Below are 22890 nucleotides of genomic sequence, written 5' to 3'. Positions count from 1 at the left end.
GGGTCTGCTTGCGCATCGAGGTTTCGGGGACGAACATTTCCCACCTCGTTGTGGTGCTGCACCAGCTGGCCTTTCCAGGGGTCGATCGACCAGCGTGGCGCGTGGATCACACGTTACGCAGGTTTTGTTTCTCGCATGCGCGTGCTTGTGTTTCAGGAATGTTAAAAACTTCTGCCGCTACCGGCGCGGAAAAAGCAGTTTTTTGCGGGCGGGGATCGCGAAAACCGGTTTTGCCAGCCGGTTTTGATAGCCGCCCAATGTTTCGGGCATGTTGCGCCCGAGGGACGGAAAACTGCCCAGATTTTCCGGACATTTCGCCATATTGGGGCCAGGGCGCGTCATGAAAGCGGATCCGGGCAGCTGCTGGCGCGGCTTAAACCACCGGTGGCCGGCAAGCGTGGATGCTTGCCGGCCACCGGAATGGGGCTATGGAATTATTGCTGCCGCTCTGTGGCGTCGCTGCCCGGATCGGAGCTGGACTCCGCCGGTGAGTGCGCGGCGGGCTTGGCGCGATCTGCTTCGACCGGCTGCGCCGGGGCCCTGCCTGGCAGGTAGAACGGATCGACCTGCTGCCTGCGCAGCTTGCCCAGGACCACGATCAGCGCGAGGATGCCGGCGATGGCGATGCCGATCGCCAGCCACTGGTGCACGCGCAGGGCCAGCGGCCCGATGGCGATGATTTCGGCCGGGTCCAGGCGCAGCGATTCGGTGAAGGTGCGGCCGATGCCGTACCAGATCATGTAGCAGCAGAACAGTGAGCCGCGGCGCAGCTTGAACTTCCGGTCCAGCGCGATCAGCACGAAGGCGCCCAGCACATTCCACAGCGACTCGTACAGGAAGGTCGGGTGGAAGAGCGTGTCCGCGGGCAGCCCGGCCGGGAAGTTGTAGCTGTCCGCATCGATCTCCAGGCCCCACGGCAAGTCGGTCGGCGCGCCGAACAGCTCCTGGTTGAACCAGTTGCCCCAGCGCCCGGCCGCCTGCGCCAGCAGCAGGCCGGGCACGGCCGCGTCGACGAAGGCCGAGAGCCGGATGCCGGCTTTCCGGCAACCGATCCACGCTCCGAGTGCACCGAGCGACACCGCGCCCATGATGCCCAGCCCGCCAAGCCAGATCTGCGGGATCTCGGCCAGGTGGGCGGTTTGCCCGCCGAGCCCGAAGTAGTACATCGGGTCGGTGATCAGCACATGGTAGAGGCGTCCGCCGATGATGCCGAAGGGGATCGTCCAGATGGCGATGTCCCAGAGCATGTCGGAGTTGCCGCCGCGGGCACCGAGGCGCTTGTTGGTCAGCCACAGCGCGATCAGGATGCCCGCGAGGATGCACAGCGCGTAGGCGTGGATGGTCAGCGGGCCGATCGAGATCCTGGCGAATTCCGGCGGCGGCGAAGGGATGGAGGCGGGCAAGGCAAGCGCCAGCTGCGCGGCAAAAGCCATCAGGCCCGTCCGCTCAGTTCGGCGGCCAGGGCGCCCACGGCCGGCACTCCCCCGTCACGCAGGGCGGCGACCAGCGCGGTGCCGACGATCACGCCGTCGGCGTAGGCGCCGATTTCTTCCACGTGCTCGCGGCGCGAGACGCCCAGGCCCACGCAGGCATTCTCGGCGCCGGCGTTGTGGGCGGCGGCGACCACTGCCTGCGCGGCGGAGGAAACCTCGGTACGGGCGCCGGTGACGCCCATCAGCGACACGCAGTAGACGAAGCCGGAGGACGCATCCACGGTGCGCTGCACCCTCGCTTCGGTGGACGAAGGGGCAATGAGGAACACGCGCTCCAGGCCGTGCTTCTCGCTGGCCTGGATCCATTCGGCGGCCTCGTCGGGCACCAGATCCGGGGTGATCAGGCCGGCGCCGCCGGCTTCGGCGAAGCGCCGGGAGAACTCGTCCACGCCCAGGCGCAGCACCGGGTTCCAGTAGGTCATGACCATTACGGCCACGTCGGTGCGTTCGGTGATTCCGCGCACGATGTCGAAGATCTGCGGGACCTTGAAGCCGTTGGCCAGCGCCTGCACGGTCGCTTCCTGGATCACCGAACCGTCCATCACCGGGTCGGAGTACGGGATGCCGATCTCGATGACATCCACGCCGTTCTCGGCCAGCGCCACGGCGGCCTCGATGCTGGTGGCGACGTCGGGGAAGCCGGCAGGCAGGTAGCCGATGAGGGCCGGGCGGCCCTCGGCGCGGGCTACGGCGATCTTCTGGGCGCTGGTCACGCGGGTCATCTACTTCTCCTCGGATTTCTGCGAGCCGGAGTTCTGCGCAGTGGCCGCGTTGATTTCGGCCTCGGCGTCTTTTTCGTCGATCATGTTGAACCAGGCGGCAGCGGTGCCCACGTCCTTGTCCCCGCGGCCCGAGAGGTTCGCGATGATGATGGTCTCTTCGGGGACCGCGCCTTCGGCGATCTTGCGCGCCGCCAGGCGGATGGTGCCGGCCAGGGCGTGCGCGGACTCGATCGCCGGCAGGATGCCCTCGGTGCGGCACAGCGCCTTGAACGCGTCCATCGCCTCGGTGTCGGTGACCGGCTCGTACTTCACGCGGCCGATGTCGGCCAGGTAGGCGTGCTCCGGGCCGACGCCCGGGTAGTCCAGGCCCGCGGAGATGGAGTGCGATTCGACGGTCTGCCCGTCCTCGTCCTGCATCAGGTAGGACTTCGCGCCATGCAGCACGCCCGGGCGGCCCAGGGTGATGGTCGCGGCGTGGCGGTCGGTGTCCACGCCGTCGCCGCCGGCCTCGTAGCCGTAGATCTCCACCTCGGGATCGTCGAGGAAGCCGTGGAAGATGCCGATCGCGTTCGATCCGCCGCCGATGCAGGCGGTGACCGCGTCGGGCAGGCGGCCGGCCTGGGCCAGGATCTGCTCGCGGGCCTCGTCGCCGATGACCTCGTGGAAGTAGCGGACCATGGCCGGGAACGGTGCGCCGCCGGCGGCGGTGCCCAGCAGGTAGTGGGTGTTATCCACGTTGGCCACCCAGTCGCGCAGCGCCTCGTTGATCGCGTCCTTCAGCGTCTGGGAGCCGACGGTGACCGGGATGACGGTGGCGCCGAGCAGGCGCATGCGCGCGACATTCAGCGCCTGCCGGCGGGTGTCTTCCGCGCCCATGTAGACCACGCATTCAAGGCCCATCAGGGCCGCGGCGGTGGCCGAGGCGACGCCGTGCTGGCCGGCGCCGGTCTCGGCGATGATGCGGGTCTTGCCCATGCGCTTGGCCAGCAGCGCCTGGCCGAGCACGTTGTTGATCTTGTGGCTGCCGGTGTGGTTCAAGTCCTCGCGCTTGAGGAAGATCCGCACCCCGCCGCAGTACTGCTCGGAAAAGCGCTTGGCTTCGGTGAGCAGGGAGGGGCGCCCCGAGTAGTTCTTGTTCAGGTCCTTGACCTGGGCGATGAACTCGGGGTCGTTCTTGGCCGCTTCGAAGGTCTCGTTCAGCTCGTCCATGGCGGCCATGAGGGACTCGGGCATCCATCGCCCGCCGTAGGCACCAAAGTACGGGCCGCTTGCGTGCCTTAGCGACTGTGCATCGATCGACTGGCGGTGCTCGGAGTTTTCCGGAGTGCTCATCGATTCCCTCTTTCCTCGTACGGAGCTTGATTCGTGGTAAGTCTCGTGCCCCGCCGGAAACTCCTGCGGGGCACGAAAAGCAGTTCTGGGTCCTTCGCCGCCGTGCGCGGCTAGCGCTGCGGCTTGGCGCCGGTACCGGCCTTGATGAACGCGGCGACCGAAGCGCGCGGATCGGCATGCTTCACCAGCGCTTCGCCCACCAAGACCGCGTCGGCGCCGGCCGCACCGTATTGGACGACCTGTTCGGTGGATTCCACACCGGACTCGGCGACGATCACCGCCTGGGCCGGCAGCAGCGGAGCGAGCTTGCCGAAGGTGGCTGGATCGACGTCCAGCGTCTTCAGGTTGCGCACGTTCACACCGATGATCTTCGCTCCGGCCTTGCTGGCGCGGGCGATTTCCTCCTCGGTGTGGGTCTCCACCAGGGCGTTCATTCCCAGCTGGTGAGTCAATTCTAGGAAAGATGCCAGCAATTCATCATTCAGCGCCGCAACAATGAGCAACACGAGGTCAGCGCCGTGGGCGCGGGCTTCGTAGATCTGGTACTCGTCGACCGTGAAATCCTTGCGCAGCACCGGAATCTGCACGGCAGCGCGTACCGCATCGAGATCCTGCAGCGAACCGCCGAAACGGCGGGCTTCGGTGAGCACGGAAATCACCGAGGCGCCACCGGCCTCGTATTCAGCGGCCAGTACGGCAGGCTCCGGGATATCTGCCAGCGCGCCCTTGGACGGGGACTTGCGCTTGACCTCGGAGATGACACGCAGCGTGGTGTCGCGGGCGGCCTGGTCGGCGTGGCCACCGAGCGCGGCGAAAGCATCGCGCGCAGGAGCTGCCGCTGCCGCGGCCTGCTTGATCGCTTCCAGGCTGGTGATTGCGCGACGGGCGCCCAGGTCTTCCCGGACGCCCGCGATGATCTCATCAAGAACAGTCAATTTAGTGCGATGCTCCGCTGCGAGCGCCGCCCACGCCGAAACCGGCTGCCTTCAGGATCCAGCCCAGGAGCAGGCCAACCACCATGATGCCGCAACCGACCCAGACGATGGACCAGGCGAAGTAGGCGAAGGCGATGCCGGCCACGATTGAACCGGCAATCATGGTCAGTACGCAGGCCCACGCTGCGATGGAGTTACCGTGGCCAATCTCTTCGGTGTATACCGGATCGAGCTCGGTGTTCTGCGACATGTTCGATGTCTCCTCATGTTGTGATGCTGCGTCCCGGCAGGGCGTTGCTGCCCGGGACGTTGGTCTTCAGGTTCCATTCTGCCACCTGCGCGCGGGAACCTCCTATTCCGGAAGCCTTCGTTTCGCGCCGGTGGTGCGAATCACGATCCGCCCGGGTTATTTCCGGCCAGCAGTCGGGTCTTCGCCGTCCGAGAGCTGCTCCCAGCTGGCGATGTTGCGCGAGGACTGGTCCTTGGGCTCCGCGCTGGACCTTGCCGCCTGCCGATCGTACTTGCTGGCCTTGGCGGGCCAGCGGCCGGCGAAGACGAACACCAGCACGGCCTGCAGCACCATCAGCGCTCCGGCGAACACCGCCACCGCTGGCCACGCGCTGAGCGTGTACTCGCCGACGTTCTGGGCCAATCCGGTAGCTTCGGCCACGGTAGTGGAGGCGACGGCCTGCGGATCGCGCAGCGCCCCGAGGCCGGCGGCAACCACGGTGGCACCGGCGAGCAGGCAGATCGCCGCAATGATGTAGCGGGCGATCTTCCCGGCGATCAGCAGCGCCAGCGAACCGGCCAGCACCACCACGGAGACCGCGGTGACCGAGGCGGCCGCGGTGGCGCCGTCGATGGCGATCTGCGGGATCTGCACGGAGCTGGAGGCCACATCGACGGTGATCCATGTGCGGGTGGCCGACCAGAGGCCGATCAGTGCGCCGGCCATGCCGAAGAGGGCGAGGGTGCGGGCGCTGGTCAATTTCTTCACTTCGTTTCACCTGATTCGGTGTTGATGTTGTGGGCCGCACGCATCGACTGCGCAGCCCAGACGGCGCGCAGCGGAGCGGCTGCCTTGTTCACGGTTTCCAGGGCTTCGTCGGCGAACTTCGAGTCGTTGACGATGCCGCCGCCGGCTTGCACATAGGCGCGTTCCCCCTTGAGCAGGGCGGAGCGGATGGCGATGGCCATGTCCATGTCGCCGGCGAAGTCCAGGTAGCCGACCACGCCGCCGTAGATGCCGCGGCGGTACGGTTCGTACTCGTCCAGCAGCTGCAGGGCGCGGGGCTTCGGTGCGCCGGAGAGCGTGCCGGCCGGGAAGGTCGCGGCCAGCACGTCGTAGGCGTCCACGTCGTCGCGGGTCTTGCCCACCACATTGGAGACCAGGTGCATGATGTGGCTGAAGCGCTCGACCTCCATGAACTGGGTGACTTCCACGGTGCCGGCCTTGCAGACCCGCGAGAGGTCGTTGCGCGAAAGGTCAACCAGCATCAGGTGCTCGGCGCGCTCCTTCTCGTCGTTGAGCAGCGACTTCTCGTGCAACTGGTCGTCCTCGTAGTTCGCCCCGCGCGGGCGGGAACCGGCGATCGGGTGGGTGACCACGTGCGAATCGTTGACGGTGACCAGCGCTTCGGGCGAGGATCCGACGATCTCGAACCGTTCGCCGTGCTCGTTGACGAAGTTGAACAGGTACATGTACGGGCTCGGGTTAGTCGCGCGCAGCACGCGGTAGACATCCAGCGCGTCGGCCTGCGTTTCCAGCTCGAAGCGGCGCGAGACGACGATCTGGAAGACCTCTCCGTCCACGATCGCGGTCTTGGACTTGGCCAGCGCCTTGAGGTACTCGTTCTCATCCCAGGAGTGGGTGACAGCTTCCATCAGGGTTTCGCGCGGCACATCGGTACCGGTGAGCACCGCCGCGGCCGAATCCACCGGCACCGCGAGCTGGTCGAGCATCGCCTGCAGGCGGGTGACGGCACGGTCGTAGGCGTCGTCGACATTCTCGTCGCTGCCATCGAAATTGATCGCGTTGGCGATCAGCGTGACGGTGCCTTCGGCCGCATCATGGGCAGCCATGTCTGCTACCAGGTTCATGCTCAGCTCAGGCAGGTTCAGATCATCGGCCGGCGGGTTGGGCAGCTTCTCCCAGTGGCGCACGCATTCCCAGCCGATGAAGCCGACCATGCCGCCGGTCAAGGGAGGCATGCCGGGAACGGGTTCGGTCTTCAGCGCGCGCACGGTGTCGCGCAAGACCTCCACGCCCGCACCGCCGGCAGGCAGGCCAGCTGGCGCATGGCCCTGCCAGTAGGCTTCTGAACCACGGGTGCTCAGCGTTGCCGGGGAGTTCACTCCAATGAAGGAATAGCGGCTCCAGACACCGCCCGGGGCAGCCGATTCCATCAGGAAAGTGCCCGGGCGGCCCTGCGCCAGGGTGCGGTAGAGGCCGATGGGCGTGAGCGAGTCAGCCAGCACGGTGATGGTCACGGGGATGACACGACGGTTCGCGGCCATGGCGCGGAAGGACTCGCGGGACGGGGAAATCTTGCCAAGGGTTTTCATCTGTGTTCTTCTTCTACGTATTCTTCGAGCGCGTGCTGCGATGCGCAGCTGGGCGCGGCATTCCCGGCGCTAGCCAACCGCGTGTGCCGGTGCTTCGAAAGTCCTACTCGGGGCGGTGGTCCACGACGGCCGGCAATTCACGATCGGTGAAGCAGGATTCGGTGCCGGTGTGGCAGGCGGCGCCTACCTGGTCGACCTGCACCAGCAGCGCGTCCCCGTCGCAATCCAGGGCAACGGACTTCACGAACTGGAAGTGGCCGGAGGTGTCGCCCTTGCGCCAGTACTCCTGGCGGGAACGGGAGTAGAAGGTGACCCGGCCAGTGGTCAACGTGCGGTGCAACGCTTCATCGTCCATCCAGCCGAGCATCAGCACTTTCCCGGAGTCGTACTGCTGCGCGATGGCAGCAAACAGGCCATTGGCATCTCGCTTGAGACGCCTGGCAATAGCCGGGTCGAGGCTATGGGATTCAGGGCTCGGATTCGAGCCGTCGTTAGAAGTAGACATCACCATTAGCATACTGGTTTTCCGCGGAATCCAGAGACCTGTGACGTACCGCTCGTCGACGCGCCACGCCGTCTTGGCGACACCACTTTCACCTTGCACAATTAGTCACTTGGAGCGTGCTAGTTTCAGAAGTGATGCACTTAGTTCAGGCTTCCAGACTTGCGTTGGCCGAGACCCTGCTTGCGGCAGGACCTACCGCCGACACCCTTTGCGACGGTTGGCAGACCCGCCATCTCGCCGCTCACCTTGTGTTGCGCGAAAGCTCACTGCTTTCTGCCGGCATGTTCTTCAAACCGCTGTCCAAGAAGCTCGAGGCGAAGCAGAACCAAATGGTGATCGCGGCGCAGACTCCCGAAGGCTATGCCGGGTTGGTCCGCAGCTTCCGATCGGGTCCGCCCGCTTTCTCGCCCTTCGCCATCGACAAGGTCAACCAGTCGGCGAACCTCTCCGAGTTCTTCATCCACACCGAAGATGTGCGGCGTGCCCGCGGCCAGTGGGCTCCGCGGGTCCTGGACACCGAGTACACCGAACTGCTCTGGCAGTCGCTGACCCGCATGTCTCGCCTGCTGTTCCGCCATGCGCCAATTGGCATCATCCTGACGCGTCCCGATGGCCAGCGTCATGTCGCCAAGAAGGCTCCGAACGCTGTTTCGATTACCGGCCCGGTCACCGAGCTGATGATGTACTCGTTCGGCCGCATCGACCAGAGCCTGGTCTTGTTCGAAGGCGGGGAAACCGCATTGGAAATCGTCAAGGGCTTCAAGCCAGGGCTATAAAGCTCCCTTGGTTATCCACATTCGTGGGTGTGCCGTCCAAGTTCGCGTCGCACCGGCCTAGGATTTCGAGCAATCGATATCCAACAGGTCTGGAGCTTGGCCATGAACACGCGCAGAGTCCTTGAGCATTACCCCAGTGTCGCTATCGCCATCGTGCCCGCGTTCGTCTTGGTTGCCCTGGTTTCAGCACTCTTCGTTTCAGTCGCTCCCGCCGATCCGGCGTCCTCGGCTTCATTGCCGACTGCTTCAAGTACCACGCAGGCACCTCCATCAAGCGAACTGGAGCTTCCGGAGTCGGCAGATATCACGTATGAAAAATCGGATTACGGAGTCCAGGACGCCGCAACGTACTTCTTCGACTTGCTCAATTATGAAATCATCTACCAAGACTCCGCCGATTTCACCCCGATAGTTACCGGAACATGCAAAGCGGAACAGTGCTGGAAGACCTTCCGCGAGCAAGAAGACCTCCGAACAGGTCCGGAATACATGCAAACCGGCGGCTACTACTTCCTGCACACGGACTATATCGTCCGGTTTGACGGTAATTCTGCTTATCTGATGGGCGAGCTGACCTTGTCTGAACGTTCGCGCCTTCGTCCCGATCAGGAAAACATCATTGTCGAAGAACAAAATCTGGGTGAAATCACCATGGGACTTGAATACACCGACAACGGATGGAAAGTTTCTGCCATCGCGCTTGAGAGTCCCCCGAGTAAAGCACCGCTCAGCTAATTGAACGTGCCTGATTTCAGGCTAGGCGATTCCATGAGTCCTGAAATCAAACGTCGCCAGCCGCATCGTTTCACTCCAGTCCGTCATCAAACGTGGTTACAGGTAGTTGGGATTCGGGATTTAGCTGCCCTGAGTTTTCCACAGATTCCTCGAAAACTCTCCACTTTCTTGAAACACGGGCATAGGATGGCGCACAACCTGGCATTCCCAATGATCATGGAGAGTTCGAATGGACACTCGGAAAATTGCAGTTGTCGCGTCCGTTGCAGCTGTTGCGCTCGCACTATCAGGCTGCAACGCCGGGAACGCTGAAGGGCCAAAGACCTCACCGTCCGCCGCTATCGAGACGTCACCGAATCCGGTTTCGACAGCAGAGAAGCCGTCGCCGGCCGAAAGCCTCAAGTACAAGCCTGCCTCAGCCGATGGACCCGCAGAAAATGTTCCTGTCCCGGAACGGCCAGCACTTGCGGGCGAGTACAGCGAGGACGGAGCAGCCGCCTTCACCAAGTTCTATTTTGATCTAGTGAACTATTCCATCGAAACTAACGATGCGGCGCCTCTAAAAAAGGTAACCACCAAAGAATGTATTGTGTGTGGCGTTTCAATAATCGATGAAGCGACAGAAGCGGAGGAATTAGGTAAATGGCAGGTCGGTGGAAAACATCACCCCAAGATTCTTGATGCCTATATAACTGGGGAAAACTTAGCGGCGGTCACTGTCGAGTACACAGCTGATAATGCAGAAATTTATCTCGCCCCACATGAACTTGCTTCTAAATTAGACAAGCTAGAACCAACTACTGTAGCTGTGGGCGTGAAATTCGATCGTGACTGGAAAGTTTACGAAATTATCGGTGCGGAATAATGAAGTTGAAAGTATCAATGAGAGTGTCGTTAGTTCTCACATTTTCCGTTGGCTTACCAGCTCTTCTTGGCATACAAGCACCCCTCGGTTTAGCAGACCAAGATGAGCGCGGGATTCGCATGCGCCCCGAATCAATTCACGAAAGTCACGACGAAAAGAAAGATTTCAACTATCAGGAGGAATCTCGAAATTCGCAACCCAAAAAACAACCCCATTCGAAGCCTTCTCCTAAAGAGCAATTCTCCATACGCGATTACGAAAGTTGTGACCCCAGAAGCTCGAAGGCGCGATTCTGTATCAGCATTCCTGAGGAAGGAAATTGCCCAGATGGGGCGGCCCCGGTATATCGCCAAGTGATCGATAGTCAAGGTTACGTCGTTCGGCAGTACCGTTACTGCGCCGGAAACCCACCAAAAATCGACCTACCTGAAGACTCGATTACCCAGGAAATATTGATAGATATAAACACATTCAAAGAATATCCAATACTCCCTTCGAAAATAATGAGTTACCCAAAGAAATTTTCTCTAAGAAACGGGAATACGCATTTCTTGGCTACCGAAGAAGTCCAATCTTTCTCATCTAACCTCTCGGGCTCAAATATAAGTATCAGGGCAATACCGATTCAGTGGAACTGGAACTATGGCGATGGGACTACTCGAAATCTTGATTTCCCTGGAGATCCGATGCCTCACCATACGCTGAGAGATAAAACCCCCACGAGTCATTCGTACAGCGAGACTGGCACATTCAAAGTAGGGGTGACCACTCTCTACCGCGGAGAATTCAGCGTCGATGGTGGCGCGTGGCAAGCTATACCCGGCCAGGCTGCCGTCGCCAGCGTTCCTATTGAAATTGACGTCTGGCGGACCGAGAAGGAACTGATTGCCAACGATTAGCCGGGTACAGCTAAGGCCCAGCTCCATTTGGTGCTGGGCCTTCGGCTTACGTGCCTAGCGAACTGGGTAGCCAGCTTCGCGGATGGCCTGTTTGACCTTGGCGATCATGTCCTTCGGACCGAAGTGGAAAATCGAGGCGGCCAAAACAGCGTCGGCGCCTGCTTCGATTGCTGGAGGGAAGTCCTCAGGCTTTCCTGCACCACCCGATGCGATCAGCGGGACCGAGACCTCGGCGCGAACTGCACGGATCATTTCCAGATCGAAACCATCCTTGGTGCCATCAGCATCGATCGAGTTCAGCAGGATCTCCCCCACGCCTCGTTCAGCCGCTTCCTTGGCCCAAGCTACGGCGCACATGCCCGTGCCGGTCCGACCACCATGAGTAGTAACCTCGTAGCCCGATGCAATCGTCGGATCATCTGTGCGTCGGGCGTCGAGCGACAGCACGAGTACCTGGGAGCCGAAGCGCTGGGTAATCTCGTTGATGACCTCAGGACGGTTCACCGCCGCGGTATTGATCGAGGCCTTGTCGGCGCCGTTGCGCAGCAGGCGATCGACGTCTTCGGCAGCGCGGACGCCTCCGCCTACGGTCAGCGGGATGAAAACTTCTTCTGCGGTATGGCGAACGACCTCATAAGTAGTTTCACGATCCGCGCTGGATGCGGTGACATCCAAGAAGGTCAACTCGTCGGCACCTGCATCATTGTAGCGACGGGCAAGCTCAACGGGATCGCCAGCATCGCGAAGCCCCGCAAAGTTCACGCCCTTCACAACACGTCCGGCGTCAACGTCGAGGCAAGGAATAACACGAATTGCAACGCTCATCAGCGAATTTTCCTTGTCTACTTAGATGCGGCAGGCGTGGATCTGGCTGACCAAGATGGCGCGGGCGCCAACTTCGTACAGCTCGTCCATGATGTTATTGGTCTGCGACTTCTTGACCATGGCGCGCACGGCCACCCAATCGGAGTTTGCAAGGTCCGACACGGTTGGCGATTCCAGGCCAGGGGTCAGCTCGCAAGCCTGGTCGGCAAGCTCGCGGCGGACGTCGTAGTCGAGCATGACGTACTGGCGGGCAACGAGCACACCGTTCAGGCGGCGGATCAGTACGTCCAAGCCGGATGGCTTGTGGCCGACACGGCCGATCATGACTGCTTCGGAGTTCAGCAGCGGATCGCCGAAGATCTCCATGCCAGCGGCCTTGATGGTATTGCCGGTTTCTACAACGTCAGCGATGGCATCGGCCACGCCCAGCCGGACCGAGGATTCGATGGCACCGTCAAGGCGCACGATCGAAGCCTGGATGCCGGACTTTTCGAGGTAGTGGCGCAGCAGCACGTCATAGCTGGTGGCAATGCGCTTGCCATTGAGCTGCTGTGCATCGTTGAAGGCGCCAACCGGGGCAGCGAAGCGGAAAGCCGATTTCCCGATGCCTAGCGAGAGCTGCTCTTCGACAGCGTCGTCGACATCTGCGTCAAGGTACAGATCGCGACCGGTGATGCCTACGTCCAGGATTCCCCGGCCGACATAGACTGCGATGTCGCGCGGACGCAGGTAGAAGAATTCAACTTGGTTTTCCTCATCGACCAGGACCAGTTCGCGGGAATCGCGGCGCTGGAGGTAGCCGGCTTCCTTGAACATGGTGGAAGCGATTTCGGATAGGGCACCCTTATTGGGTAGGGCTACGCGGAGCATTATTGACTCATTTCGTCATGAATGGCGCTGCGGCGATTAGCCATAAACAAGCGCCAAGGATTAATTCGTTGGCCGTTGTTTCTGCCGCCGTGCGTTGACTGCGCCCTGATCGGCAGTGGATCAGGCCGCAATCGCGCGACGGCTATAGATGCTTGTAAACGTCGGCCAAGGTCATTCCCTTGGCGATCATGAGGACCTGAAGGTGGTACAGCAGCTGGGAGATCTCCTCCGCCGCGGCCTCATCGGTTTCGTACTCCGCAGCCATCCAAACTTCAGCGGCTTCCTCGACGATCTTCTTGCCGATGCCATGGACACCAGAGTCGAGTTCGGTGACGGTACGTGAGCCTTCCGGGCGGGATTGTGCCTTGAGCGATAGTTCGCTGAAGAGCTCGTCAAAAGTTTTCACGGAACTTATCCTAGCTGTTTTCTCTGCAGGGGCTGCATTCTGGTGGCCCTTTGTGACAGGGCCACCCGAATGCTATGGCAGTGCGGCTACCGTCATGACGGCAGCCGAGTAGGCTTCATAGCCTTTGTCCTCGCTGGAGTTTTCCAAGCCAGCGCGGTCAAGGGCCTGCTCTTCGTTATCGCAGGTGAGCACGCCAAAACCGATTGGTGTTTTGGTGTCCACGCTCACATTGGTTAAGCCATTGGTCGCGGCCAAGCAGACGTAGTCAAAGTGCGGGGTACCGCCACGGATGACCACGCCGAGCGCGATGACCGCGTCGTAGTCGCCGGCAAGGGTGGAGGCAGCGACCGGCAATTCGAAGGTGCCCGGTACACGGACCAGGGTGGTGCTCGATTCCAGACCGGCATCCTTGGCGGCGCGCTCGGCGCCGTCAATCAGTCCGTTCATGATCACCTCGTGCCAGCTCGCGGCCACGATGGCCACCTTGAGCTGTGAGAACTTCTCCTGAACGGCCAGGGCCTTCAGCTGTTCGCTGACATCGGCAGGTGCGCCATGCTTGCTCATCTTGATGCTCCTTCTATTCTTCTGGATTCGTGGGGTTCAGGCGCCGTGGTAGGCGTCGGCCTGCTGGTCATCGTCGGCATCGGGCAGATCCAGGTGGTGGCCGAAGCGCGTCTGCTTGGTGCGCAGGTAGGCCGAGTTCTGCTCACGCGGTGCAATCTGCAGGCCGATCAGCTCTGCTACCTTGATTCCCGCGTCATTCAGCTGTTCCTGCTTGTCCGGGTTGTTGCTCAGCAATCGGATTTCGTCCATGCCCATGGCCTTGAGGATGGCAGCGACGGCGAAGTACTCGCGTGCGTCGGCAGGGAAGCCCAGATGCAGGTTGGCGTCCAGGGTATCCATGCCGCCTTCCTGCAGGGCGTAGGCGCGCAGCTTGTTGGCCAGGCCGATGCCGCGGCCTTCGTGCCCGCGGATGTAGATGACGTGACCGCCTTCGCGGGCGATGGTTTCCATTGAAGCATGCAGCTGTTCGCCGCAGTCGCACCGGTAGGAACCGAAAATGTCCCCGGTGAGGCACTCCGAATGGATGCGCACCAGGTTGCCGGGCTTAGCGCCGTCGGGGCCGGCGTGGCTGAGCACGACGTGCTCGTGGCCTTCTGCGGTAGCAGCGCGGGCGGTGAAGTCCCCGAAGGCGGTGGGCAGCTTGATCGGATCGGTCAGCTCGATCTCGTCGTTGACTCGGCGCCAGCGGGCCAGGTCGTCGATGGAGATCAGCGGCAAGTTGTGTTCAGCTGCGAAGACGCGCAGGTCATCCAGGCGCATCATTTCACCGTCGTCCTTGGTGATTTCGCCGATCACCCCAACCGGTTCCAAGCCGGCGGCCTGGCACAGGTCGACCGCCGCTTCGGTGTGCCCGCGACGTTCCAGCACTCCCCCGGCCGCAGCTCGCAGCGGGAAGATATGGCCCGGGCGGGAGAGCTGGGCCGGTTCGGTGGCCGGGTCGGCCAGCAGTCGGCTGGTCAGCGCACGATCGGCAGCGGAAATACCGGTGGTGATCCCTTCGGCGGCGTCGCAGGTGACGGTGAAGGCAGTGCCCTTGGCATCCTGGTTGATGCCGACCATCGGGGCCAGGCGCAGCGCGTCGGCCCGCTTGGCGCCCAAGGGCACGCAAATCACCCCTGAGGTGTAGCGGATGGTGAAGGCCATCAGCTCGGCCGTAGCGTGCTGGGCGGCGAAGATGATGTCGCCCTCGTTTTCCCGGTCCTCGTCGTCGACGACCACTACGGCTCGGCCGGCGGCCAGGGCTGCCAGCGCGGTAGGGATGGAATCCAAAGTCGAGGTGCCCATTACTGCTGGCCTCCGAATTCATTCAGGCGTGCCACGTACTTGGCGAGCACGTCGACCTCGATATTGATCTTCTCGCCCACTTGGCGGGTGCCCATGGTGGTCTCGGCGAGGGTGATCGGGATGATGCCGACCTCGACCCAGTGCCCACCGGAATTCGTTGCCGGGGAGACTGCGGTAATGGTCAGCGAGATGCCGTCCAGCGCAATGGAACCCTTTTCCGCGGTCAGCGGCGCGTAAGCAGCGTCGATTCCAATGCGGAAGGTGGTCCACTGGCCGTGGTCTTCGCGGGCCAGCACCTCGCCGACGGAGTCTACGTGGCCCTGCACCACATGCCCATCGAGCCGGCCTCCGGCGGGGGTGCAGCGTTCGAGGTTGACCTGGTCGCCGGTTTTCAAGGCGCCGATGGTGGTGCGGCGCAGGGTTTCGCCCATGACGTCGACGCTGAGCGTGTCGCCTTCCAGCTCGGTGGCGGTCAGGCAGACCCCGTTGACGGCAAGAGAACCGCCAAGGCCCAGGTTTTCGGTGTGGCCCGGGGCACGCAGGGTCAGTACTGCCAGATCCTTGCCGCTGAAGGTCTCGATGCCTTCTATGACTCCCTGGCCGGTGACAATTCCGGTGAACATGATTACTCCTTGAAAAGTTTGGGGTTGCTGGCGCTTAGGCGCGGGGCAACGGTTCTAGATGCAGGGCAATATCATCGCCCAGCCGGGTCAACGATTCGTTGCTGGCCGAATCCAGCCGGAAACGCTGCGCGTCACTGAGTGTGGTGGTGCTTGGCATGTTGACCGATGAGCTGCCTGCGCCGATCAGCACTGGTGCTTGGTAGCAGTAGATTTCGTCGGCCAGATCTGCTGCGATGAAGGCCGAGGCGACCGTGGCGCCACCTTCAATCAGCAGGTGGGCCAGGCCCAACTCGTTAGCCCGGGCGATGGCCTCTTGCACGTCGTGGCTGCGGATCTGCGACCAATCGCTTCCCTGGGCGAGTGCCAGATCTGCTGGCAAATCGCGTTCGCCCATGACCAGGCGGAAGGGCTGGCGTTCATGCAGCTGCCCCTCGGGAGTGCGGGCGGTCAGCCGCGGATTGTCGATGATCGCCGTGTTCGTGCCGACCAGGATGCCATCCACGCGGGAGCGCAGGGTGTGCGCGTGGTTGCGCGAGGCCTCGGAGGTGATCCATTGGCTCGTGCCATCCGGTGCGTTGATCCGGCCGTCGAGCGACTGGGCAATTTTCACCGTGATGAACGGTCGGCCTTCGGCCTTGGCGATGAACCAGCGGTGGTTCAGCTGCTTCGCCGCGGAGAAATCCTCCAGCTGGGTGGCTTGGGTTCCGTGGCTGCGCAGGTAGTCGGCACCTCCGCTGGCGGCGGTGTTATCCGAGACTGCGTAGTACACCTGCCCGATGCCGGCTTCCACGATGGCTCGGGCACAGGGACCTGTGCGACCGGTGTGGTTGCACGGTTCGAGGGTCACTACCATCGTCAGTTCGCGGGCCTTGGCAGGAGGCATCTTGCCCAGGCGCCGCAGTGCGTCGACCTCGGCGTGCGGATGCCCCGCCCCGATATGAAAACCGGTGGCGATGATATTTCCCTCGGCATCCAGGACGCAGGCGCCGACCAGCGGGTTGGCCCCGCGGTGGCCGCGTCCGGCGGTTTCCAGCGCGGTGCGCAATGCGGCGTCGAGCTGCTGGGTCGTAATCATGGTGCTGCTCCCCTTTCAGCGTTGGCGCGAGATGGTTGGATCGAGCATTTCGGTTTCAATCTGGGGTTTCGCGTCGCGCTTGGACTTGGCCCAGACGAAGAAGCCGACCAGGGTGAATGCCCCGTAGAACAGGTACATGAACGCGCTGGCGTAGTAGCCGGCGGAGAACAGCAGCGGCACGCCTACGGCGTCGACGGCGACCCAGATCAGCCAGAATTCGACCCAGCCCTTGGCCATGCCGTACGTGGCGAGCATCGAGCCAACGAAGGTCCATGCATCAGCCCAGACAGGTTCATAGGAGCCGAGGAGGCGGAAGATCGGTGTCACTGCGAGAGTGCCGAGGATCAGCACGGCGATCAGGCCCAGGCGAGCCTTGTTGGAAGCCCATTCAGGGGTGACGGCGCTACCGGTGCCGTTCTTGGCCTGCTTCCAGCGGTACCAGCCGAAGACCGAGACGGCGATGAACATGATCTGCCGGCCGGCTTGGCCCCAGAGGTTGGCAGTGTATCCGGTATCGAAAATGCTGCCCAGGAACACCGTCAGCAGCAACAGGTTGCCGACGATTCCGATAGGCCAGGCCCAGACTTTGCGGCGCATGCCGCCCACGGCGCTGGCCAGGCCGAAGATATTGCCTACGACTTCGCGCACCAAAAGTGCCGACGAGCCGATCGCAATTTGTGAGTTGAAAGCTTCAATGAGCCACCGCAGGAAATCCATCATTCCACCCTTCTCGAAGCGGCGGCTCCGGGGGTGTGCATTTGATGGGCCTGTGGCTCTGCTTTAGGAGATAGACCCGGTGCGGGCTATCGGCAGTACCAGTAGGCATATCAAATTCGTGCTTCTCCCATCCAGACTTTAACTGTCGGTACCGGAATTTCACCAGTTCAACCGTTCCCTCAGCTTGTGGCTTTGGTTGCGGGTCGCGGACTATCACCGCCGGTTCGGACTTTCACCGACCCCGGAGCACGTATTCGTGTTTACTGAGTTTATTCTGACACACTTTGTGCGCCGCTAGTGACCGCCCAGCGCAAGATTGCGTAATACATCGATTTCCACCGATGGCTCCTGGGCCGAGTACACCGCGGAACCGGCGACGAAGACATCCGCACCGGCGTCGGCGGCGCGCAGGATCGTGTCGCGTGAAATGCCGCCGTCAACCTGCAGCGCAATCGGCTTGCCGCTGCCGTCAATGGCAGCCCGGGCACGCTTGATCTTGGGAAGGACCAGATCCAGGAACTTCTGGCCGCCGAAACCTGGTTCCACGGTCATCAGCAGAACCATGTCCAGCTCGCCGAGCATGTCCAGGTAGGGTTCGATCGGCGTGGCCGGGCGCAAGGCCATGGCGGCCCTGGACCCGGCGGAACGCAATTCACGAGCCAAGCGGACAGGAGCTGCCGAAGCCTCGGCGTGGAAAGTTACCGAATCCACGCCGAGCTGCGCGTATTCCGGGGCCCAGCGATCCGCGTTCTCAATCATCAGGTGCACATCGATCGGCAGCTTGCTGACCTTGTGCAGCGCATCAACCACGGGCAAGCCCAAGGTCAGATTGGGAACGAAATGGTTGTCCATGACATCCACGTGGACCGCGTCGGCAGTGTGGATGCGGTCCAGCTCGCTAGCGAGGTTCGCAAAATCGGCGGACAGGATCGACGGGTTGATCCGCGCATTACGCATGGATGCTCCTTGGAATACTCGGGCTTGGCTAGGCTTTTTTGGTCAGGATTGCCATGAACATGGCGTCGGTGCCGTGCACGTGCGGCCACAGCTGCACGGTGCTCCCATCGCCCAGTGCATGGCCTGCCGATGGCGCGTCCTGATACATCACCGAGGAAACCGCGGCGCTGGTATCCAGCAGTGCCGCGTTTTCGTGGTGCTTCAAGAAGTCTTCCACAACCAGGCGGGTTTCGGCCTGATGCGGCGAACAGGTGACGAAGCCGATGACGCCGCCGACGCGGACCGCGTTGAAGGCTGCAGCGAGCAGCTCGCCTTGCAACTTGGTCAGTTCCGGAATGTCGCGCGGGGCTTTGCGCCAACGCGATTCCGGGCGGCGGCGCAATGCGCCCAAGCCGGAGCAAGGGGCATCGACCATGATGCGGTCGTAGTCCCCTGCATAGTCCAGACCGCCGAAGCTGCGTCCGTCGTCACCGGTGACCATCCAGTAGTCATGCGGCACCGCAGCCAACGAGTTCTCGACCAGGCGAGCGCGGTGCGGTGTTGGCTCGTTGGCAGTCAGGCGGGCGTCGCGCTGCACGGCGATCGCTGCGAGCAGCGCCGCCTTTCCGCCTGGACCTGCGCAAAGATCCAGCCAGTAGCGGTCCTCGCCGGCTTCGGGCAATTCGATAGTAGCCAGGGCGCGGGCCATGACCTGGCTGCCGGCATCCTGGACACGCACGGTGCCTTCCTTGACACCTGGCACACGCGAGACGTCGCCGTGCTTGTAGGTGGCCGAATCAGCCAGCAAGGTGCCCGGTTCCGCCCCGGATTCCAGGGCGCCGGACAGATCGCCCAGCCCTGGCAGGGACACCAGGTTCACCAGCGGCGCCAGGTTATCCGCCTCCAGCAGGGCTTCGAGTTCGCTGGCGTCGCGGCCATGGGAAATCAGCGCGCCGCGCAAGGCACGGACAATCCAATCCGGGTGCGAGTGCTCGATGGCCAGCCGCTCGGACTCCGAAGCGGCAGCATTGCCCAGCAGCTCAGTCCACTCATCGGCTTCCTTGGCAGAAACGCGCCGCAGTACGGCGTTGATCAGGCCGGACGGGCCGGCGCCGATCTGCGCACGAGCCAGCGACACGGTTTCATCCAGGGCGGCGTGCTTGGGCACACGCATGGCCAGCAGCTGGTGGGCGCCCAGGCGCAGCGCATCGAGGATGGCCGGATCCAGCTCGGCCAGCGGACGGTCAACCAGGGTGGTCAGGATCGCGTCGTAGAACCCCTGTCCGCGCAGTGCCCCGTAGGCCAGTTCGGTGGCGAAGCCCGCGTCGCGGCGGTCAAGCTGGTATTCGCGGATCACCTTCGGCAGCACCAGGTTGGCGTAGGCATCCGCGCCGGATACCTCACGCAGGGTCTTGAAAGCTACCAGGCGTGCCGGGTCGGCCGCGCGCTTTCGCTGGCCGGGTGCGGATGCCGAATACTTGCGCGGGCCGGCCTGGCCGCGGTTGCGGGTACGGCCCTGCTCATTGCGGCGTTCATTGTCGCGGTATCCGCCGCGTGGTTCCTGTCCGCTCATGCGAAGCTCACTTTCGTTCCCTGGGTGAGCACTCCACGTGCCCAGTCGCTGGCGTTCATCATTTTCTTGCCCGGAGGCTGGATTTCGGTGGGCTGCAGGGCCCAGGTGGCGGTGCCGATGTATACCTTCGGCTGCTTGCCTGGCTCGATGCGCACTTCGCCTGGCGCAAGGTCGGCGATCTCGCGGTGCTCACGCAGTGGACCGAATTTGAAGCGCTTGTCTTCGGCCTTGACCCAGGCGCCCGGGGACGGGGTGGTTCCGTGGGCGCGCCGACGGATCTCCGTGGCGGTCCGGGTGAAGTCCAGCTCCGCATCCACGTCGGTAATCTTCGGTGCGTAGGTGTGCGATCCGGACTGCGGAATGGCAATGGCCTGCCCGGAATCCAGAGCTTGCAAGGTCTGCACCAGCAGGTTCGAGCCGGACCGGCTGAGCCGTTCGAGCATGATGCCTGCGGTGTCAAGTTCAGCAATTCTCTCGGTGACCTGTCCGAATACCGGACCTGTGTCCAGTCCGGTTTCCAGCTGGAAGGTGACTGCACCGGTGATGTCATCGCCGTTGATAATGGAATGCTGCACCGGAGCGGCACCCCGCCAGTGCGGCAGCAAGGAGAAGTGCAGGTTGATCCAGCCATAGGTGGGAACTGCCAATGCCGCCTCCGGCACTAGCCCTCCATAGGCGACGATGGCCGCGGCTTCAAGGTCCAAGGCCGCAAGTTCGGCGGTAGTTTCTTCGGTGATCTTGGCAGCCTTGATGATCGGCAGGCCAAGCTCTGCGGCGCGAGCGGCAACCGGCGATGGGGTCAGCACGCGTTTGCGTCCCAACGGGGCATCGGGACGGGTGAGCACTGCGGCAATTTCAAAACCGGCCTCGTGCAGGTAATCCAGGGAAGTGACGGCGACCTGTGGTGTGCCGGCGAATAAAATACGCATGATTTAGAACCCCAATCCTGCGCCAAAGCTGGAGCCGAGGGCTCCGGAACGTTTCTTTACGGTGGCGTTAGCGGTCTGCGAGTAGTTGTTGGCCCGCAAGGTGCGCCACGCCGCTTTCTTTTCTTCTGGTGCCAGCCGGTCCAGGAACAGGATGCCGTCCAGGTGATCGGTTTCGTGCTGGAAGCAGCGGGCGAGCATGTCGGCGCCTTCGAGTTCTACCGGGTTGCCGAGCTTATCGAAGCCGGTGGCCCTGACGTAGCGCCGGCGCCGAACTGGTGCTGCAATGCCCGGGATGGACAGGCAGCCCTCCACCTGGTCTTCCTGGTAATCCTCGCTGAGCTCCAGCACCGGATTCACGATATGTCCGCGTTTTTCGCCAATTTGGTAGGTGAAGACGCGCAGGGAAACACCGACCTGCGGTGCGGCAAGTCCTGCACCTGTGACGTTTTCCATCGTCTGGTCCATGTCTTCGACGAGCTTCTGGAGCTCCGGGCCAAAGTCGGTCACCTCCTGCGCCGGGGTGCGTAGAACGGGGTCTCCGATGATCCGAATTCCCAAAATCGCCATAATCCGCTGGTACCTTCCCTGCCGTGGACATTGGTATTAGGTTTCGCAATGCCGAAAGCTAACCGTTCCAGTCTACGCGGTGGGCGTGCGACTTTATTGAGCTGGCGGCGTGATTTCGGCCAGTGAGGCACGCGACTGCGCGATCCTGAATGAGGCTTCCCAATTCCGGCGCAAGGCATAGAACTTGGACCAGTAGTCGGGCAAAGCTGGAGGCGGGGCCATGAAGGTGCGCGCACCGGTCTCGCCCAGGGCTACGGCGAGCAGCATGACATCGGTCCCGTGCTCCCACTCTTCCCACGTGCCTTGTTCGGCATCGACTACTTGCTCTTCGGCTTTGCATGCGGCCGCGAGCTGCATGATCACCTTGTCGTCAGGACGCTTGACGAAGCCGTCGCGGTCGGTGTTTTTGGTCTTGTAGTCAACGAGACAGGTTCGACCGCCGATCTTGGCGACCAGGTCGATGGTGCCGGCGTAGCCGACGCTGTGATTCCAAACCGTCACCTCGGCGGCAAGGGGCCGGACATCGTAGTCTTCCCACCATTGGTCGAAGTGGCGTGCGAAGCCCAGCTCCTTATTCGCTTCGAGCGCGGCTTGGGCTGAGCCCAGGTCATGTTCCAGATCCAGCGCTTGCAGGGCGCGCTGCTCCGCGTAGTTATGCACCCGGTCCCCGCGCATGGCCGCGGAATCCCGATAAGCTTCGGCCGCACCGGCTGCATCTCGCACGAGTGAGCGCAATTGGCGCGGGTCTCCCACCGCTTGCACCAGCCGATGATCATCGGAAAGCGACTTGGCCGCCATGTACCCGGCCCAGCCGGAGAGGTCGAGCTTGTCCATGCCAATGACTGTGGTGATGGATGGGACAATCGCTTCCCCGCCGACTTTTCGGCTGTACATGCGGCCCAGGTCTGTTTGAATAGCCAGTTTTGGTGACGTCATGCACACGATCATGGCATGCGCTCGGCTTGCTTCGCTCCTAGTCGAGACGGAAAAATCAATTTTCCGCGTAGTTCCGCGGTTTTTAGGCCATGTGAACCAGATCTCAGCGTTTCGATTTGTGGGGATGCGAAAACTCGTATAGAGTTTTTACTCGTTGGAGCGAACGTAAACGTTCAGAAAACAACACATTTTGCGGACATAGCTCAGCTGGTAGAGCGCAACCTTGCCAAGGTTGAGGTCGCGAGTTCGAACCTCGTTGTCCGCTCGCAAAAAGATTCACCGACTAGGTAAAACTAGTCACTCTGACTTCGGTCAGTATGGTGGGGTGGCCGAGAGGCGAGGCAGCGGCCTGCAAAGCCGTATACGCGGGTTCGAATCCCGTCCCCACCTCGCAATGAAGATTGCTTGATCTTTTTTGCGCGATTGGCGCAGCGGTAGCGCGCTTCCCTGACACGGAAGAGGTCACTGGTTCGATCCCAGTATCGCGCACGGAATCATGGTTCACCAGACCATGGATCTACTAACTAAATATATGCGGTCATAGCTCAGCTGGTAGAGCGCAACCTTGCCAAGGTTGAGGTCGCGAGTTCGAACCTCGTTGACCGCTCTGTGAATTCATAAGGCAATTTTGAATTCTGTCGAGATTCCTTGCGAATCTTCGGCGCGATTGGCGCAGCGGTAGCGCGCTTCCCTGACACGGAAGAGGTCACTGGTTCGATCCCAGTATCGCGCACGGAATCATGGTTCACCAGACCATG

General features: G+C 62.2%; 26 protein-coding genes, 5 tRNA genes and 1 riboswitch. Of the genes, 9 read left to right on the top strand and 22 right to left on the bottom strand.

Translation table 11 applies throughout. From position 1 onward, the window contains the following. Window positions 1–177 precede the first annotated feature (177 nt). From ACIOTN_RS03345 to hisI, 9 genes are all read right to left on the bottom strand, one after another. Entirely contained in the window at window positions 178–342 is a 165-nt protein-coding gene (locus ACIOTN_RS03345) for a hypothetical protein (protein ID WP_166650793.1), read from the bottom strand. 92 nt (window positions 343–434) lie between these two features. Next, window positions 435–1433, bottom strand: coding sequence for a prolipoprotein diacylglyceryl transferase (gene lgt, locus ACIOTN_RS03340; protein WP_332486733.1), 999 nt, complete (start codon window positions 1431–1433; stop codon window positions 435–437). Continuing rightward, the gene (gene trpA / locus ACIOTN_RS03335; RefSeq protein ID WP_402734782.1) at window positions 1433–2215 is read right to left on the bottom strand and encodes a tryptophan synthase subunit alpha; all 783 of its coding nucleotides are present in this window, start codon (window positions 2213–2215) and stop codon (window positions 1433–1435) included. The genes lgt and trpA overlap by 1 nt, the downstream gene beginning before the upstream one ends. Continuing rightward, window positions 2216–3547 (bottom strand): tryptophan synthase subunit beta, encoded by a 1332-nt coding sequence (gene trpB, locus ACIOTN_RS03330; RefSeq protein WP_105656707.1) that lies wholly within the window; start codon window positions 3545–3547, stop codon window positions 2216–2218. Between the two features lie 110 nt (window positions 3548–3657). Further along, a complete protein-coding gene (gene trpC, locus ACIOTN_RS03325; RefSeq protein WP_105656708.1) occupies window positions 3658–4482 on the bottom strand; it encodes an indole-3-glycerol phosphate synthase TrpC in 825 nt (274 codons plus the stop codon). 1 nt (window position 4483) lies between these two features. Continuing rightward, window positions 4484–4732 carry an HGxxPAAW family protein gene (locus tag ACIOTN_RS03320; protein WP_105656709.1) on the bottom strand — a complete coding sequence of 83 codons (249 nt, stop codon included), beginning with the start codon at window positions 4730–4732 and terminating at the stop codon, window positions 4484–4486. A 156-nt stretch (window positions 4733–4888) separates the two neighbouring features. After that, window positions 4889–5479 (bottom strand): Trp biosynthesis-associated membrane protein, encoded by a 591-nt coding sequence (locus ACIOTN_RS03315; RefSeq protein ID WP_105656710.1) that lies wholly within the window; start codon window positions 5477–5479, stop codon window positions 4889–4891. Then, entirely contained in the window at window positions 5476–7047 is a 1572-nt protein-coding gene (locus ACIOTN_RS03310; RefSeq protein WP_402734781.1) for an anthranilate synthase component I, read from the bottom strand. The genes ACIOTN_RS03315 and ACIOTN_RS03310 overlap by 4 nt, the downstream gene beginning before the upstream one ends. Before the next feature lie 103 nt (window positions 7048–7150). Beyond that, entirely contained in the window at window positions 7151–7552 is a 402-nt protein-coding gene (hisI, locus tag ACIOTN_RS03305; protein ID WP_402734780.1) for a phosphoribosyl-AMP cyclohydrolase, read from the bottom strand. Between the two features lie 134 nt (window positions 7553–7686). Between hisI and ACIOTN_RS03300 the strand changes: the two genes are divergently transcribed. From ACIOTN_RS03300 to ACIOTN_RS03285, 4 genes are all read left to right on the top strand, one after another. Next, window positions 7687–8328, top strand: a complete 642-nt coding sequence (locus ACIOTN_RS03300) for a TIGR03085 family metal-binding protein (protein ID WP_286134102.1) — start codon at window positions 7687–7689, stop codon at window positions 8326–8328. Window positions 8329–8430: 102 nt separating this feature from the next. Then, a complete protein-coding gene (locus tag ACIOTN_RS03295) occupies window positions 8431–9063 on the top strand; it encodes a hypothetical protein (protein WP_402696022.1) in 633 nt (210 codons plus the stop codon). A 229-nt stretch (window positions 9064–9292) separates the two neighbouring features. Next, window positions 9293–9928 (top strand): DUF6318 family protein, encoded by a 636-nt coding sequence (locus ACIOTN_RS03290; RefSeq protein ID WP_133834239.1) that lies wholly within the window; start codon window positions 9293–9295, stop codon window positions 9926–9928. Next, window positions 9928–10827: a PKD domain-containing protein gene (locus ACIOTN_RS03285; RefSeq protein WP_402696020.1), complete on the top strand. Its 900-nt coding sequence runs from the start codon at window positions 9928–9930 to the stop codon at window positions 10825–10827. The genes ACIOTN_RS03290 and ACIOTN_RS03285 overlap by 1 nt, the downstream gene beginning before the upstream one ends. A gap of 54 nt (window positions 10828–10881) precedes the next feature. Here the strand turns inward: ACIOTN_RS03285 and hisF are convergent, their stop codons facing one another. From hisF to ACIOTN_RS03220, 13 genes are all read right to left on the bottom strand, one after another. Beyond that, window positions 10882–11652, bottom strand: a complete 771-nt coding sequence (gene hisF, locus ACIOTN_RS03280; protein WP_105656715.1) for an imidazole glycerol phosphate synthase subunit HisF — start codon at window positions 11650–11652, stop codon at window positions 10882–10884. A 21-nt stretch (window positions 11653–11673) separates the two neighbouring features. Further along, on the bottom strand, window positions 11674–12522 hold the full coding sequence (gene hisG, locus ACIOTN_RS03275; protein ID WP_105656716.1) for an ATP phosphoribosyltransferase: 849 nt from the start codon (window positions 12520–12522) through the stop codon (window positions 11674–11676). 142 nt (window positions 12523–12664) lie between these two features. Further along, window positions 12665–12928: a phosphoribosyl-ATP diphosphatase gene (locus ACIOTN_RS03270; protein ID WP_038991810.1), complete on the bottom strand. Its 264-nt coding sequence runs from the start codon at window positions 12926–12928 to the stop codon at window positions 12665–12667. A gap of 72 nt (window positions 12929–13000) precedes the next feature. Then, on the bottom strand, window positions 13001–13492 hold the full coding sequence (gene ribH, locus ACIOTN_RS03265) for a 6,7-dimethyl-8-ribityllumazine synthase (RefSeq protein WP_332594955.1): 492 nt from the start codon (window positions 13490–13492) through the stop codon (window positions 13001–13003). A gap of 36 nt (window positions 13493–13528) precedes the next feature. Then, the gene (gene ribB, locus ACIOTN_RS03260) at window positions 13529–14776 is read right to left on the bottom strand and encodes a 3,4-dihydroxy-2-butanone-4-phosphate synthase (RefSeq protein ID WP_105656718.1); all 1248 of its coding nucleotides are present in this window, start codon (window positions 14774–14776) and stop codon (window positions 13529–13531) included. Next, window positions 14776–15399 (bottom strand): riboflavin synthase, encoded by a 624-nt coding sequence (locus tag ACIOTN_RS03255; protein WP_105661461.1) that lies wholly within the window; start codon window positions 15397–15399, stop codon window positions 14776–14778. Before ACIOTN_RS03255 ends, ribB begins: the two co-directional genes overlap by 1 nt. A 34-nt stretch (window positions 15400–15433) precedes the next feature. Then, window positions 15434–16474: a bifunctional diaminohydroxyphosphoribosylaminopyrimidine deaminase/5-amino-6-(5-phosphoribosylamino)uracil reductase RibD gene (gene ribD, locus ACIOTN_RS03250; RefSeq protein WP_105656720.1), complete on the bottom strand. Its 1041-nt coding sequence runs from the start codon at window positions 16472–16474 to the stop codon at window positions 15434–15436. 15 nt (window positions 16475–16489) lie between these two features. Next, window positions 16490–17191 (bottom strand): nicotinamide riboside transporter PnuC, encoded by a 702-nt coding sequence (pnuC, locus tag ACIOTN_RS03245; RefSeq protein ID WP_105661574.1) that lies wholly within the window; start codon window positions 17189–17191, stop codon window positions 16490–16492. Window positions 17192–17306: 115 nt separating this feature from the next. Then, a riboswitch (FMN riboswitch) is annotated at window positions 17307–17444 on the bottom strand. Between the two features lie 41 nt (window positions 17445–17485). Beyond that, the gene (rpe, locus tag ACIOTN_RS03240) at window positions 17486–18148 is read right to left on the bottom strand and encodes a ribulose-phosphate 3-epimerase (protein ID WP_402734779.1); all 663 of its coding nucleotides are present in this window, start codon (window positions 18146–18148) and stop codon (window positions 17486–17488) included. A gap of 28 nt (window positions 18149–18176) precedes the next feature. After that, complete coding sequence (locus tag ACIOTN_RS03235) at window positions 18177–19700, bottom strand: RsmB/NOP family class I SAM-dependent RNA methyltransferase (protein ID WP_402734778.1); 1524 nt, start codon at window positions 19698–19700, stop codon at window positions 18177–18179. After that, window positions 19697–20629 (bottom strand): methionyl-tRNA formyltransferase, encoded by a 933-nt coding sequence (fmt, locus tag ACIOTN_RS03230; RefSeq protein WP_402734777.1) that lies wholly within the window; start codon window positions 20627–20629, stop codon window positions 19697–19699. The genes ACIOTN_RS03235 and fmt overlap by 4 nt, the downstream gene beginning before the upstream one ends. 3 nt (window positions 20630–20632) lie before the next feature. Beyond that, window positions 20633–21196, bottom strand: a complete 564-nt coding sequence (def, locus tag ACIOTN_RS03225) for a peptide deformylase (RefSeq protein ID WP_402734776.1) — start codon at window positions 21194–21196, stop codon at window positions 20633–20635. Between the two features lie 93 nt (window positions 21197–21289). Continuing rightward, complete coding sequence (locus tag ACIOTN_RS03220) at window positions 21290–22132, bottom strand: PD-(D/E)XK nuclease family protein (RefSeq protein WP_402734775.1); 843 nt, start codon at window positions 22130–22132, stop codon at window positions 21290–21292. Between the two features lie 192 nt (window positions 22133–22324). Between ACIOTN_RS03220 and ACIOTN_RS03215 the strand changes: the two genes are divergently transcribed. From ACIOTN_RS03215 to ACIOTN_RS03195, 5 genes are all read left to right on the top strand, one after another. Next, window positions 22325–22397 (top strand) — tRNA-Gly (locus tag ACIOTN_RS03215). 54 nt (window positions 22398–22451) lie between these two features. Continuing rightward, a tRNA-Cys gene (locus tag ACIOTN_RS03210) sits at window positions 22452–22522 on the top strand. Between the two features lie 27 nt (window positions 22523–22549). Beyond that, window positions 22550–22621 (top strand) — tRNA-Val (locus ACIOTN_RS03205). Between the two features lie 45 nt (window positions 22622–22666). Further along, window positions 22667–22739, top strand: a tRNA-Gly gene (locus ACIOTN_RS03200). A gap of 54 nt (window positions 22740–22793) precedes the next feature. After that, window positions 22794–22865, top strand: a tRNA-Val gene (locus ACIOTN_RS03195). The last annotated feature ends 25 nt before the right edge of the window (window positions 22866–22890 follow it).

The sequence above is a fragment of the Glutamicibacter sp. NPDC087661 genome (genome assembly GCF_044743275.1).
Taxonomy (GTDB): domain Bacteria; phylum Actinomycetota; class Actinomycetes; order Actinomycetales; family Micrococcaceae; genus Glutamicibacter.
Note: the sequence above shows the minus strand (reverse complement) of the source record. Positions and strands in the feature narration are given on the sequence as shown.